The sequence below is a fragment of the Streptomyces sp. NRRL B-24572 genome (genome assembly GCF_002156145.1).
GTDB classification, from domain to species: domain Bacteria; phylum Actinomycetota; class Actinomycetes; order Streptomycetales; family Streptomycetaceae; genus Streptomyces; species Streptomyces vietnamensis.
In genome coordinates, this window is the sequence record NZ_MWIG01000072.1 from 1 (window position 1) to 13,747 (window position 13,747).

A 13,747-nucleotide genomic window follows, 5' to 3' on the forward strand; every position below is an offset into this window, starting at 1 on the left:
CGCCCGTGGGAACGCCCCAACTGGAGCGGCCACTGGGAACGTTGAGGACCGGGCAGCGATTGTTGATGTTGAAGGGGGCCGTCATGCACGCCCACAGGGGCTCGCCGTGGTCCACGCCGTTCACCACAAGGCGGCCCAGGAGATCGTCTCCGGCGGGCAGGCCCGGCACGGCCGTCGTCGGGCAGATCAGTGCGTCGAAGGGCACCATCGCCTCCCCCAGCTCGCGCTGCAGCCGGGTCTCGACACGCAGGCCGTCGAGATAGCTGACGCGCTCGCGGGCGACGGCCATGGTGTCCGCAAAAGCCACCGCGTAGGCCGACATCCGGTCGCGGTGCTCGGCCTCGATCTCGGAGACGGCGGCACCGAAGATGGTGGCGAAGTGCGCCGCGAGGCTGAGGAGGAGGTCGCCCTTGGTCCACGACAGTTCGATCTCCTCGACGACCGCGCCCGCGTCGGTGAGGGCACGGGCGACCGCCCGGGTGTTGGCCTCGACCTCCGGGTGAACGTCGTACGCGCCGAGGCGGAGGCACAGCGCCACACGCATGCCCTCGACCGTGTCGTACTCGGTCGGCAGGACGAGCTTCGGGCGCAGCGACACGTGATCGCGTGTGTCGGGGCCGGCCAGGACGTTGGCGAAGGCGACGCAGTCGTCCACCGTCCGCGCCATGGGGCCGTCCCCGCGGTAGTGGTCGGCGGAGAGCGGTGCGACGCCGGGGATCCGGCCGTAGGGGGCCTTGTAACCGACGGTGCCGGTGAAGGCCGCGGGGATGCGGGTGGAACCGCCGATGTCGGAGGCGGAGGCAAGGAGCGTGGTGCCCGCCGCGAGGGAGGCGCCCGCGCCGCCGGACGAGCCGCCGGGGGTGAATTCGGGGTTCCAGGGATTGCGGGTCACGCCCCACAGACGGCTGTGGGTGAAGGTGGCTATGGAGAACTCGGGGGTCGCGGTACGGGCGTGGATGATGCCGCCGGCCTCCAGGATGCGGTCGATCACCGGGGCGTTCTCGGTCGCCGTGGTGCCGACGTGGACGAGCGAGCCCTCGGTGAGGGAGCGCCCGGCGATGGCGTGCTTCTCCTTGGTGGCGACGGGGATGCCCTCCAGCGGGCGCGGTGCCAGGCCACCCTTGCCGAGGAAGCGGTCCTCGGCGTGCCGGGCCTGCTCGAGTGCCTCGTCGAAGAGCCGCTCTGTGAAGGCGTTGACGACCGGTTCGGTCTGCTCGGCTCGGTCGATCACCGCGTGCATCAGCTCCACGGGAGACAGCTCGCGGGCCTCGAACAGGCGTCGGGCTTCGGTGGCGCTGAGGTAGACGAGATCGGATCCGGAGTCGTACACGTTCATGCGGAAGCCTTTCCGGAAAGCCGGGGCGGAGGGAGGGAGAGGAGGAAGGGAGGACGGACGAGCGCGGGGAGGTGCGGTACGGGGGCCGGGAGCTGTACGTCAGTCGTTCGGGTCGCCGACGGCTCGGGCGTCCTCGTGGCACAGCCACGGTGCGGCTGCCGCGAGCAGGGCCGTCACGCCGATCCGGATGGTGGGGTCGGGCACAGGGGCGAAGTGCGGCGAGTGGTTCGCGGGGATCGTGTCGGGCAGGCCGTCCGCCAGCAGCGCTTCGGGGTCGACGTCCCGGAAGAGCGCGGGGTCGGCGCCGCCGAAGTGCCAGAAGACCGAGGGGACGCCGAGGGCGGTGCCGAAGACACCGAAGTCCTCGCTGCCGGTGAGGGTCTGGGGCAGGGTGAAGACCCGCTCCCGGCCGAGGACGTCGGCGATCGCCGTCAGTACCGTGCCCGTGGCAGGCCCGTCGTTGATGGTGACGGGGAAGGAGTTGAGGCCGGTGAACTCGGGGTCCTTCTCGGCTCCGGAGGCGGCGGCCTCGGCGCGGACGATCCGTTCGACGGCCGCGAGGACCCGGTCCCGTACCGCGGGGGTCGTGGAGCGGATGTTGATCCGCAGGTCAGCGGTGTCGGGGATGATGTTCTCCTTGGTGCCCGCGTGCAGCGAGCCGACGGTCACCACCGCGGTCTGTGCCGCCCCCGTCTCCCGGGAGACGATCGTCTGCAGCCGCATGACGACCGCGGCGGCCATGACGACCGGGTCGATGGTCGACTCCGGCGTCGAGCCGTGTCCGCCGCGGCCGAAGAGGCGGACCCGCATGCTGTCGGAGGCGGCCATCACCGGTCCGGGCCGGGTGCCGACGAACCCGGCGGGCGCAGGGGCCACGTGCTGGCCGAGGCAGACGTCGGCGCGGGGGAAGCGCTCCAGGAAGCCGTCCTCGATCATCGCCGGCGCACCGCCGACCTCTTCGGCGGGCTGGAACACGGCGACGACCGTACCGCGCCACTCCCCGCGGGCGGCGGCCAGCTGAGCGGTGGCGCCGAGGAGACAGGTGACGTGCATGTCGTGGCCGCAGGCGTGCATCACGGGGACCTCGTTGCCCTCGCCGTCGACGGCGGTCGCCCGGGAGGCGTACGGCAGTCCCGTCCGCTCCTGAACCGGGAGGCCGTCCATGTCGGCGCGGAGCAGGACCACGGGGCCCTCGCCGTTGACCAGGACTCCGACGACTCCGGTGCCGCCGACGCCCTCGGTGACGTCCCAGCCCTGCTGCCGCAGGCGGTCGGCGACGATGCCGGCCGTGCGGAACTCCTGGAACGACAGTTCCGGGTGGGCGTGCAGGTCCTCGTAGACGGCGCGCAGGCCGGGCAGCCGGTCGGGTAGGGCGGCCAGCAGGCGGGTGAGGGAGGCGGCGGTCATGAGGACTCCTTTGCGGGCTCGGGAAGGTGGGACGCGCCGGTGGCGGTCCGGAAGGAGGCGGCGTCCTGAGGGGTCAGGAGAGCCATGACGGCGGCGATGCCGGCGCCGAGGACCAGGGAGGCGAAGGCCACCTGGAAGGAGAAGGCGTCTGCGAGCGCGCCGACGGCAGGTGGGACGACCATGCCGGCCGCCTGGCCGCCGAGGACGATCACCGCACTGCCCACACCGACCTGCTCCGGCGCCAGTCCGCTCAGTGGGACGGCGAGGATGGGCATGTAGCAGAGAGCGACGGCGACCGAGGCGAGTGTGCCGAAGACGACGAAGCCGGTGAGCGAGGACGAGAAGGCGACCAGGAGCAGCGCGACGGTGGCCACGGTCATGCCGGGGACGATCACCTTGCGGTGATGGCCGCCGAGCCGGTCCGAGATCCGACCGCCGAGGACGATCGCCCCGGCGGCGGCGAGGGCCGGGACGGCGACAAGTGCTCCGGCCGTGGTGAGGGAGACTCCGAACTCTTCGCCGAGGTAGGAGGGGATCCAGGTGTTGAAGCCCCAGACGATCGCGCTGTAGCCGAACATCATGACGCTGAAGCGCCAGACCACGCCCAGCCTCAGGACACCGCCCGCGCCGGGGCGGACCGTGCCTGTCACCGGCTCCGTACGGGGCAGCGGGGCGGGGAGCCGCATCCGTACGGCCACCAGGACGAAGACGCCGAGCGCCGCCGCCGAGAAGAACGCCGAGCGCCAGCCGAAGGCCGCGATCAGGGGAGCGGCGAGGAGCGGGGTGAGGACACCGGCGACGGCGTTGGAACTCATGATCAGACCGTTGGCGGCCATCCGCTCGTCCGGTGTGGTCCGCTCGACGAGGACCTTCAGCGAGGCGGGCGGGAAGACGCCCTCGGCGGCACCGAACGCGAACCGCAGCACCAGCAGGACGACGAACGACCAGGCGAAACCGGTCAGCGCGGTGAACACGGACCACGCCAGCAGGGCCCAGAGCGTGACCCGGCGCGCGCCGTACCGGTCGGCGAGCATCCCGCCGGGTATCTGGGCGAGGGCATAGGCGAGGAAGAACGCGGAGACGATCAGGCCCTGCTGCCCGCGACCGAGCTCGAACTCGGCGCCGAGGGAGGGCAGGACCAGATTGATGACGAGCCGGTCGGCATAGTCGACCAGCCAAGCGGCGAACAACAGGACGATCGTGATCCGGACGGTTCTCCGGGCGGATTGCGGGGACGGAGCAGACACGCGGCACTCCTCATCGCCATGGCCGAAACTGGGCATCGGCCGGAAGTGCCCCTACCATCCGGTCTGTGACCGGAACCACCGAACAATTGCAGGAAAGCATCAGGGACGGCGCTGTGGCACCCGATTCCCGCTCAGCCGTTGCGGACGTACGCTTCTCCGAACTGGACCTCGCACTCGTCGACGCCTTGCAGGCCGCTCCCCGGGCGCCGTGGTCGCAGATCGGCCGGGCGCTCGGTGTGGACGCGACCACGGTGGCCAGGCGCTGGGAACGGCTGCGCGCGAACGGTCTGGCCTGGGTCACCGCGTACGACGCGGCGAAATCGGCCACCGTCGCCTATGTCGAGGTGCGGTGCAGGCCGCGGGCGCTCGAAGCGGTGAGCCGAGCCCTGGCCGACATGCCCTGGGTCTTCAGCGTCGACGAGACCGCCGGTGACTTCGACCTCCTGGCATCCGTCGCCGCTGCCGACCTGCCGTCCCTCGGTCGGTCGGTGCACGGCCTGATCGGCGGATTGAAGGGCGTTCGGTCCACCCGGACGCGCCTCGGGATCACGCTGTACAGCGAAGGCGGCGACTGGCGGATGCGGGCCATGGAGCCCGCCGGGCACGCGGAACTCTCCGCTCCGCGGACCTCGGGCTCGACCGTGTACAGCGCCCGCATGCATCACCCTCACGCTCCGGAGGACCAGGCCCTGCTCGCCGCTCTCGGCGTCGACGGACGCCTCGGCTACACCGAGCTCGGGGCGGCGGCCGGGATGAGCGAACACACCGCCCGCCGCCGGCTCCAGCGGATGATCCGGAACGGCGACATCACCTTCCGCTGCGACCTGGCGCATCCCCTCGCGGGGCTCTCGACGGTGGTGCTCTACCGCACCGCCGTCCCCCACACCCACCTCGCGGCCACGGGCAACGCGCTGGCCCGGATGGAGGCGGTCCGCCTCGCCGTCTCCGTCAGCGGCTCCGACAACCTCCTCGTGATGGCGTGGCTCCGCGGCCTGCACGCCATCGACCCCTTCGAGGCGCAGCTCGCGGAACGCTTCCCCCAGTTGAAGGTCAGTGATCGCACCGTCTTCCTGCACTCCCGCAAACGCATGGGCCGCCTCCTCGGCACCACCGGTCTCGCCACCGGGCACGTCCCCTTCGCACTGCCACGAGTGTGACCCCCCGAGAGACGGCAGGAGCCGGGCGACGGAAACCGGACCTCGGCCGAATCCACGGCCACTCACGCTGGTTCCGTACGCGCTCCACAAGCGTCAGGACCGAGCGTCTGGTTGCAGTCACCATCAACACCGACGGCAAGGCCGGCGCGAAGACGGCCCAGGTCACCACGGCTGACGGCCGCCCTTCTGGGTACCCGAGCCCGGCAGGTCGATCGACGCAACGGCAGCTGCGGCACCGGCCCTGGACTTCTCCGCGAGCCGGAGAGCCCTGAGGAACGCCTCTCCGCAGAGGCATGACCGACTACGACGGAGACTGCCGCTTCCCGAACCCGGGGCGATCGTTTCCCGTCGGGTGAGCGCGCAGCCCTTCTGCCCCGCCTCCGCGCTCCATCAAGCATGTTCACCTGGACGTCCAGGCTGGCGCGCTGAGCGTCCGCCCGCACGCGCCAAGCGCCTGACACCCGTCGCGGAGGCCCGTGGTCAAACCGGGCACCCTCTGGCTGCCGGCAGTGCGGGGCATGATCGGCGTGACGTTCTCGCGCAGCCCACGCGGCGGTCTCCGTCACCGCGGCCTCGCTTGCGGCCGGCTCCTCACGGCCGGCTCCTCGCGGTCGGCAGCGAGCTCGGCCTTGCGCTGTTCGGCCGTCTTGCTCAGCGGATCGCAGAAGCCGACACCGAAGGCGCCGAGAGGGTGCCCGGCCGGGACGCACCCTGGCCGGGCGCTCCTCCACACCTCGCGCCGTCTCACCTGACCAGGAACTTGACCGAACCGAAGCGATCGGGACCGCTCTGGCCCGGCTCGAGAAACGCCACGACCGCACTGTCGTCGCAGTCCGTACCCCGGTACAGGACGGCAAGCCGGTCGGTGTGGTTGGCCGGCCCGTGCGCTTCGGACATCGTGTTGTAGCAGCGACCGTCCTCGGGATCGTTGAACTCGAATCCCCCGAACCACCCGTCCACGTAGTAGGCGAAAGTTCCCCGCCCCGCCTGAGCGGGCGTTGCGAACGCGGTGGACAGGGCCGCGGCGGTGACGGCGACAGCCAGCGCCTTTCGGAGGTTCTTCATGCGATTGTTCCCTCAGGTGACGTCCTTACGGACGGCCAGTGTGTCCGCCTGGATACGCCTGCGCGATGACCGTCACCCGAACAGCCGCGAAGGAAACGATCCCGCCTCACCTGTCGGAGCGATTCTCCGTCCCCGTAAACCCCGTCCCTGTCCTCCCTCACGCCCCCTCGGGAACGCTGTCTTCAAGCCCGCCGGCATGGGGCAGCCGCGGCGGGCCGTCGAGGCGCCCCGCAAAGCCGTCCGTCAATCCGGGGCTCATCGGCGAGGCCCGACGTCCCGCGCCTACGGACTCTCATCAAACTCCGCACACAGTGCTTTTGGAGGCTATAAGCAGTCGGGCATCGGCCGGGAGACCCACAAGATGATGCTGGAGCACTACCAGCAGACGAAGAACATCCTTCAGGGTCACTCCCCAAAAAAAACTGGGTTCTTCTAGCATCCCAAGTCTGGGCGCCGGCACGGAGATTGCTCACCAGAGTCAGCCGGGAGGCCGACTCTGATCCATCACGTTACGTGGTCGACCCGACCGCTCGGCTTTCGCCTCCGGCCCAGCCACGGACCAGATTCCCGCCCAGGTGCGCCAGCCGGCAACCCTCTGACAGGCGTGGTGGCACGGGGCAGCGGGACGGTGCCGCGGACGTCCCCGGAGTCGGCTAGCACGGCCCGCTGGGCCTGTCGCCTGCCCGCCCTGCCGTGCCGGAACGCCGTCACGCGCTGAGTCCTCTGATCGGCTTGGTGCCCGCGCACCTTACCGGCCTCGACCGGGGCCCAGGCACCGGAGAGGCCGCACGCCCGAGCTCGGTGCCCGACGGAAGGGCTTCACGTGATCGTCTGCACGGACGCACCGCACGGCGGACATTCCGACGTATTCCAGGGCACGCCGGGTGGTGGTCCGCGCCGGTCGAAGAAGCCGCCGCACGGCCGGTCGCCCTCGCCGGTGCCGGCCCGGTGCAAGCGGTACTCAACGGTCGAGGCGGCGCCGTCGTCAAGGTCGATGCGCTGATCCGCGCGTGTTTCCGCGCCGGACCGCCGACGGGGATCTCGCAGGCGTTCTCGGTGGGCCGACGAGTCCGCCGCTCTTCACGGGCCGGCCATGACCGAAGCGGCATGCGCTCGCGCTCGGCGAGGTCCTTCGGACGCTCCGCCGTCCCGTCGCTGATCGCGACTGGCAGCAATGCCGTGCGGGCAGACGGAAACCTGCAAGGTGGGCTCCCTTCGCCGGCATTGTCCGGATCAGGTGATGGAGGTCGCCTTCCGGTCTCACAGACCTTCCAGCCTCTCAGCACGACCGTCGACAAACGCCCCGTGCGGAGCCTCCGCCCGTCGCCCGGGGCCATCCGGTCGAACTCCCTCGCTCGCCCTGCAGGCCGATTTCCACGATACTCCCGCCCCCACCCAGCGCCAAGGCCGAACGGCCCCGTCACCGCCCCGGTGACCAGGCTGAAAGCGCCTCGGTGAATCCGCCATGTCCCCGACTGCCCATTCACGGTGGCCTCGGCGGCCCATATCCCACCGTTCCTCCGCGAGCGGGCGGAACGGGAGCTCCGTCTCCGTCCCCTCTACGGACGGCGGCGACGGAGCCTGCGGCGCCCACAAACCACGTCCGACCGCCGCCCCGCTTTGGGCCGGGCGGCCCCTGTCCCACAGTCCCGGCCTCGTTCACGCTGGAGATACGGACTCCGGACGAAGAAGGTGGTTCCCGTGCCCACCAGGGATCACCACGCCGACGGGCCCTGACAGCGGGCGGCTGCCCCGGCCCGACTCGCCCCCCCGGGACGAAACCCTCACCGACTCCCTCAGAGGACAGGTCTGGACATGAACGAGCAGACGACGAACACGCCGATGCGTACCAAGACGTGGACCCTGCGCGTGGACCTCTTCGAGGAGGGCGACGTCACGAAGGTGCACGCCGTCCTCGACACCGGTGACAACCGGCTGGAGAGCCACACCGAAGCCCACCGCAACCCGCACGACCCTCCCGCACCGGAGATCGGCGACGAATACGCGGCCGGACGCGCACTGGTCGACCTCGGCCACCAGCTGCTGCGCTCCGGCATGGCCGACGCCGACGCCAACGAACCGCCGCTGCAAGGATGACCGTCACGGCTCCGACCCTCGGCGGCCGCCTGTCCGCTCATCGCGGCGGCGTCCGGCCCTCAGGGAGGGAACGGTGTTCATGAAGCACGCAGGCGGCGGGGACTGCCGATCACCGCCGGGCCCGGCACCGAGACATCGGCCGGCGAATGACCCGGCGCAGGCAACTGCCCGGTCTCACTCGCAGGGGCCCGGCAGGCCGGGCGGGCATGGCGCCGGGGTACGGCGAGCCGCAGGTGCAGGGGGCGTTCCTGGTCCGGGCGGCTGCGTCAGCAGGCGAACTCCCTGATCACAGCAGGGGGTGGATCGATCCCGTATACGGCGAACTGCTTATCGCTGTGGCGTCCGACGCGGTGCAGCGCGTCGGCGAACACGGTGTGGTCGAAGTCGGCGTCGCTCTGGGCGGTGAGGTCGATGACCTCACGCGAGTGCAGGGCGTGGAGGGTGCCGCGGGTCGGAGGTCTGACCGAGTCGAGCTGGTCTGTGGCGAGTATCGGTCCAGGGATGCGGGGCCGCCTGACCGAGCCCACACCGGTCGGCCCCGCGGTGATGGTGTCGTTCCTCATCGCGGGCGTGGCCAGTGCTGCCGCGGCGCTCTCGTACGCCGAGTTCGCCGGCCTGATCCCCAGGGCGGGATCGGCCTACACGTACGCGTACACGGTGCTCGGCGAGCGCGCGGGCTGGTTCATCGGCTGGGATCTGCTGCTCGAGTACACGGCGATCGTGGCCGCCGTCTCCATCGGCGTCTCCGGATGCTTCGGCTTCCTGGTCGGCGAGGCGGGCGTCGCGCTGCTGGCGTGGATGCTGGGAGCGCCCGGTACGGGTACCGGGCACCGGGTCGTTCTGTTCGCCGCCCTGCTGTGTCTGTTCATCGCGCACCCGCTGAATCTGGGCGTCAGGAGGGCGGCGCGCTTCGAGACCACCGTGGTGGTGCTGAAGGTCCTCGTGGTCCTGCTCGTCATCGGCGTCGGTGCCTTCCACATCGACACCGCGAACTACCACCCGTTCTTCCCGTTCGGGGTCAGCGGAGCGTTCACCGGAGCCGCCACCGTCCTCTTCGCCGTGTTCGGGTACGACGCCATGAGCACCGCGGCCGAGGAGTCCCACGACGCCCGTCGCCACATGCCGAAGGCGATCATCCTCTCGCCGTCCCTCTCGATGGTGCTCTACGTGGCGGCCTGCATGGTGCTGACCGGCATGCAGAACTACCAGGAGATCGACCCGGAGAGCGGGTTCTCGACAGCGTTCAAGTCCGTCGGGCTCGACGGCATCGCCGAGGTCATCGCGGTCGGTGCGATCATCGGCATCCTCACCGTGATGTTCACGTTCATGCTGGGCGTCACCCGCGTGTGGTTCGCGATGAGCCGCGACGGACTGCTGCCGAAGCGGTTCGCGAAGACGCATCCCACACGGCACGTTCCCACACGCGTGACCCGGATCGTCGGAGCGGTGTCGGCACTCATCGCCGGATTCCTGCCGATCACCGCGGCGGCCGAACTGACCGACATCGGCATCCTGCTGGCGTTCGTCCTGGTGTGTGGCGGTCATCGTGCTGCGCCACCGGCAGCCGGAGCTGCCGGGTACCTTCCGCACGCCCGGGATGCCTGCGGTGCCGGCGATCGGGGTCGCCTTCCCGCTGTGGCTCATCACCTTCCTGCACTGGCAGACGTGGGTGCGCTTCGCCGTGTGGTTCGTGATCGGACTGGGCGTGCACTTCGGACACTCCTATCGGCGGTCGGAGCCGGCGCACCGGTAAGGAGACACGTGTCCAGCACACGTGCTCACCGCGAGCGGCGACGCCCGGCTTCACCGCTCGCGGCTGTCAAGTCCGCCACCTGCCGAGAACCCAGACGACGGTCATGATTGCCGCCCGGTTCAGGTGCGCCCCCAGTGCGTCCACAGCGGTTCCACGACGGCCCACTCGCTCTCCCAGTCGTCCAGAGTGGCGGCCTCGGTGCGCCTCAGCCGCAGCCCGACCACGCCGGCGGCGGTCGCGGCGAGCGCCGCGGCGACAAGGGTTCCGCCTGCGACGGCGGCGAACCGGCCATCGGCCGTACTGCGCGGGGCGTGGGTGATCGCCCCGGCGTCGTCCACCCAGATGGGCACCGTGGTGCCCTCTGCGGAACGGGGCTGGACGGCGACCTTGCCGGTGCGCGGTGTGCCGTCGGGCGCGCGCCATGAGGCGCCGACGAGCGTGGTGGGCGTACCGAAGCGGGCAGCCGCCGGCGCGCCGGTGGCACGGGCGAGGGTGGTCGCGGTGGCCTCGTGGCGGTGGGCGGCCTCGTCGCGGGCGGTTCGTGTCGCGTCGCTCCACATGCGGGCACCGGCGATCGCGCCGCAGATCAGGGCGGTGAGCACCGCGAGGGCGAGGCCGACGTGCCAGCGGGTACGGGTCCTGTCGCAGGGACGGCGCAGGGGGTTGGCGTCCGGCCCGGCATGGTCGCCGTTGTGGCCGTCGTGCCGGGGGCGCTGCGGCTGTCCGGGGGTCGGTGTCGTTCCGTCGCGCATGGCGGACCTCCAGGTGGGAGGGACCACGCCGGCCCCGCACGGGCTCAGCGTGGTGTGAGGGTGTCGGCCTCGCAGGGTGGATGGGGGAGGGGAAGGTCGCCGAACCGGTCTCTGACGTCCGGGAACTCGGGGAAGAAGCCGCGACGTCGTTCCCTGTCGGTCGACATGACCGTTCGCTCCTTCGTCGTGGATGGACCGTCATCCCCAACCCTGGCGCCCTTCGGCCTGCTCTCCAAGTGCTGGACGGCCCCGGAAAGGGGCCGAACGGGCACGGCTTCCAGGGGCCCCACCGGCTCCCTCCGCGACAGCTGCGACACCGCAGCGGAGCCCAGCCGGGTCACGTCGCGCCCGCATGCGCGGCGGGAGGACCTGAGGTACTCCTCGAATGAGAGGAAGGGGGGCGTACTCCGGCCCTCGGACGCCGACGTCCGCGTGTCCGTCTTTCCAGCGTCGTACGAGAGGGAGGCAGTCGCCATGGAGCCAGTCGTCACGGCCGGCCTCGACGGCTCACCCGAGGGCATGGCGGCCGCTCGCTGGGCCGCCGACGAGGCCGAGCGGCGCAAGGTCGCGCTGCGCCTGATGCACGTCTGGCCCAATCTCGCGCCCGAGCCGGTCCGCGCCGCATCGGAGATCGATCAGAACTACTGGGCGAAGCGGCTCGTGCGCAAGGCGCAGGCGGAACTCCAGACCCGGCACCCGGGTCTCCCGATCGTCGGCGACCTGGTCGCCGACGACGCTGAGGACGCCCTGGTGAAGGCGGCATCGGAGTCCGAGCTGACCGTGCTGGGTTCGCGCGGACCGACGTCCGCCGAGAGCTACTTCCTCGGCTCCGTCAGCATGGCCGTCGTGGCACGGGCCACGCGGCCCGTGGTGCTGGTCCGTCCCGAGCCCCACGAAAAGGGCACGTCGCCCGCCTCTGGCGACGTCGTGGTCACGCTGAAGCCGCACGGCCCCTGCGACGACCTGCTCGCCTTCGCCTTCGAGGCCGCCGCGGCCCGCAACGTGCCGCTGCAGGTCGTCCATGGCCGAAGTCTGCCGCTTCATGCGCACACTCCATGGGGAGTGGACCACGAGGTCACCAAAAAGATCACGGAGGAGGCACATCAGCAGCTGGGGCAGGTCCTCCGCCCCTGGCGCGAGAAGTTCCCTGCCGTGGAGCCGGTCGACGCCGTCCGCCTCGAAAGCCCCGCCGAGGCTGTCGTGCGCGCCGCCGAGGGAGCCGGTCTGCTGGTCGTCGGCCGGCGCAAGCGCCGCCCCTCGCTCGCACCACGCCTCGGTCCCGTGGCTCATGCCGCTCTGCACCACGCGCGCTGCCCTGTCGCCGTCGTCCCCCATGACTGAGCCGACCCCGTTGAACGAGCTGATCGCGACAGCGCGCCAGGAGCACACTGCCGTGATCCGGCCTGGCACCGCCTCTGACACCGGCGCGCTCCCTCGGGCGGAGGTGCGCGAGACTCATACCGCAGTCGTGTTCTTCGTCGGTGATCGCGCCTACAAGCTCAAGAAGCCCGTCGACCTGGGGTTCCTCGACTACACCACCGTGGAGGCACGGCGGACCGCATGCGAGCGGGAAGTCTCTCTCAACCGTCGCTTCGCCCCGGATGTCTACCTGGGTGTGGGCGAGATCAGGGTCCCCGACGCGGAGCCGCCCGAGCCCCTCGTGGCGATGCGCCGCCTGCCGGAGGAGCGCCGCCTGTCCCGGCTCGTACGAGATGGTGCGGTCGTCGACGACGCTCTGCGGTCCGTCGCCCGGCTGCTCGCCACCCGTCACGCGAGTGCACCCCGCACACCGGACGTGGACGCGCAGGGCACACGGGACGCCCTGTCGTCGCGCTGGGAGGCGAGCTTCGCGCAGGTGCGTGAGATGAGCGGAGAGGGCCATGTCCCCGACGGCGTGGAAGAGATCGCGCGGCTGGTCCGCCGCTATCTCGCCGGACGCGAGAAGTTGTTCGAGACGCGCATCGAGCAGGGTCGGATCGTCGACGGGCACGGCGACCTGCTCGCCGAGGACGTCTTCTGCCTCGACGACGGCCCCCGCGTGTTGGACTGTCTGGAGTTCGACGACCATCTGCGCTACGTCGACGGCCTCGACGACGCCGCCTTCCTCGCCATGGACCTCGAACAGCTCGATGCCCCGGAATCGGCGGCGTTCTTCCTCGCCCGGTACAGCGAGTACTCCGGCGACCCCGCACCACCCTCGCTGCGGCATCACTACGTCGCCTACCGCGCCTTCGTCCGTGCCAAGGTCTCCCTGATCCAGGCCCGCCAAGGCGCCCCGGGCGCCGGCCCCGCCGCACGGCGACTGATCACGACGGCCCTGCGTCACCTGCGCGCCTCCGCCGTCGGGCTGACCCTCGTGGGAGGACTCCCCGGTAGCGGGAAGTCCACCCTCTCCGGTGCACTCGCCGACCGCCTGGGCGTCACCCTGCTCAGCAGCGACCGACTGCGCAAGGAACTCGCGGGCATCCCTGCCGACCAGCCCGCTCCCGCCCCCTTCGGCGAGGGTCTGTACACGCCCGAGTGGACCGCCACGACCTACGCGGCCCTGCTGGAACGCGCGGCCACCCTGCTGTCCCGGGGCGAATCCGTCGTCCTCGACGCCACCTGGTCGAACGCCGCACAGCGCGAAGCCGCACACCGTATGGCCGAACGCACCGGCGCCGACCTCGTGGCCCTGCACTGCCAGGTCCCGGACGAGACGACGGCGGCCCGCCTGGAACGCCGCACCGCCGGACCGTCCGACGCCGACCTCGACGTGGCGCTCGCGATCGCTGACCGGGAGCCTCCGTGGGCCGAGGCCGTCGCGATCGACACCGGCGGCTCCCTGGAGGCCGCGGTCTCCCAGGCGCTGGCAGCCGTACGCCCGCACGACACCGGCCCCCTGGTCTTCCGCCGTCCCTACATGGAGCCGGACTAGGGCGTGTTTCAGAAGC

Annotated in this window: 9 protein-coding genes and 2 pseudogenes; 6 read left to right on the plus strand and 5 right to left on the minus strand. The window is 71.1% G+C overall.

The features are described 5' to 3' along the window. The 3 genes from CCN56_RS04760 to CCN56_RS04770 form a co-directional block, all read right to left on the minus strand. A partial coding sequence (locus CCN56_RS04760) for an amidase (RefSeq protein ID WP_086823911.1) occupies positions 1 to 1,336 on the minus strand: 1,336 nt, incomplete at its 3' end. Positions 1,337 to 1,435: 99 nt separating this feature from the next. Further along, complete coding sequence (locus tag CCN56_RS04765) at positions 1,436 to 2,743, minus strand: amidohydrolase (RefSeq protein ID WP_086823913.1); 1,308 nt, start codon at positions 2,741 to 2,743, stop codon at positions 1,436 to 1,438. Beyond that, the gene (locus CCN56_RS04770; RefSeq protein WP_086823915.1) at positions 2,740 to 3,990 is read right to left on the minus strand and encodes an MFS transporter; all 1,251 of its coding nucleotides are present in this window, start codon (positions 3,988 to 3,990) and stop codon (positions 2,740 to 2,742) included. Before CCN56_RS04770 ends, CCN56_RS04765 begins: the two co-directional genes overlap by 4 nt. Before the next feature lie 113 nt (positions 3,991 to 4,103). Here CCN56_RS04770 and CCN56_RS04775 point away from each other — a divergent pair, with 113 nt between their 5' ends. Then, complete coding sequence (locus tag CCN56_RS04775; protein WP_256961754.1) at positions 4,104 to 5,147, plus strand: Lrp/AsnC family transcriptional regulator; 1,044 nt, start codon at positions 4,104 to 4,106, stop codon at positions 5,145 to 5,147. A 744-nt stretch (positions 5,148 to 5,891) separates the two neighbouring features. On the opposite strand, the gene CCN56_RS04780 is transcribed toward CCN56_RS04775, so the two are convergent. Next, positions 5,892 to 6,212: a hypothetical protein gene (locus tag CCN56_RS04780; RefSeq protein ID WP_086823917.1), complete on the minus strand. Its 321-nt coding sequence runs from the start codon at positions 6,210 to 6,212 to the stop codon at positions 5,892 to 5,894. 304 nt (positions 6,213 to 6,516) lie between these two features. Between CCN56_RS04780 and CCN56_RS41630 the strand changes: the two are divergent. The 3 genes and pseudogenes from CCN56_RS41630 to CCN56_RS04795 form a co-directional block, all read left to right on the plus strand. Then, positions 6,517 to 6,648 (plus strand): annotated as a pseudogene (locus CCN56_RS41630) (aldehyde dehydrogenase family protein); the annotation flags it as partial. A gap of 1,379 nt (positions 6,649 to 8,027) precedes the next feature. Continuing rightward, on the plus strand, positions 8,028 to 8,309 hold the full coding sequence (locus tag CCN56_RS04790) for a DUF1876 domain-containing protein (RefSeq protein WP_256961755.1): 282 nt from the start codon (positions 8,028 to 8,030) through the stop codon (positions 8,307 to 8,309). Positions 8,310 to 8,720: 411 nt separating this feature from the next. Beyond that, positions 8,721 to 10,062: pseudogene (locus CCN56_RS04795) on the plus strand (amino acid permease). Between the two features lie 119 nt (positions 10,063 to 10,181). Here the strand turns inward: CCN56_RS04795 and CCN56_RS04800 are convergent. Continuing rightward, positions 10,182 to 10,814, minus strand: a complete 633-nt coding sequence (locus CCN56_RS04800) for a hypothetical protein (RefSeq protein WP_086823921.1) — start codon at positions 10,812 to 10,814, stop codon at positions 10,182 to 10,184. Between the two features lie 474 nt (positions 10,815 to 11,288). On the opposite strand from CCN56_RS04800, the gene CCN56_RS04810 reads away from it, so the two are divergent. Beyond that, positions 11,289 to 12,155, plus strand: a complete 867-nt coding sequence (locus tag CCN56_RS04810; RefSeq protein ID WP_086823925.1) for a universal stress protein — start codon at positions 11,289 to 11,291, stop codon at positions 12,153 to 12,155. Between the two features lie 103 nt (positions 12,156 to 12,258). Next, the gene (locus tag CCN56_RS04815; RefSeq protein ID WP_086823931.1) at positions 12,259 to 13,731 is read left to right on the plus strand and encodes a bifunctional aminoglycoside phosphotransferase/ATP-binding protein; all 1,473 of its coding nucleotides are present in this window, start codon (positions 12,259 to 12,261) and stop codon (positions 13,729 to 13,731) included. The last annotated feature ends 16 nt before the right edge of the window (positions 13,732 to 13,747 follow it).

Bases quoted from the DNA above. Each gene is read 5' to 3' on its own strand.
- CCN56_RS04765 (WP_086823913.1), bottom strand. From the start codon at position 2,743: ATGACCGCCGCCTCCCTCACCCGCCTGCTGGCCGCCCTACCCGACCGG.
- CCN56_RS04780 (WP_086823917.1), bottom strand. From the start codon at position 6,212: ATGAAGAACCTCCGAAAGGCGCTGGCTGTCGCCGTCACCGCCGCGGCC.
- CCN56_RS04790 (WP_256961755.1), top strand. From the start codon at position 8,028: ATGAACGAGCAGACGACGAACACGCCGATGCGTACCAAGACGTGGACC.
- CCN56_RS04800 (WP_086823921.1), bottom strand. From the start codon at position 10,814: ATGCGCGACGGAACGACACCGACCCCCGGACAGCCGCAGCGCCCCCGG.
- CCN56_RS04810 (WP_086823925.1), top strand. From the start codon at position 11,289: ATGGAGCCAGTCGTCACGGCCGGCCTCGACGGCTCACCCGAGGGCATG.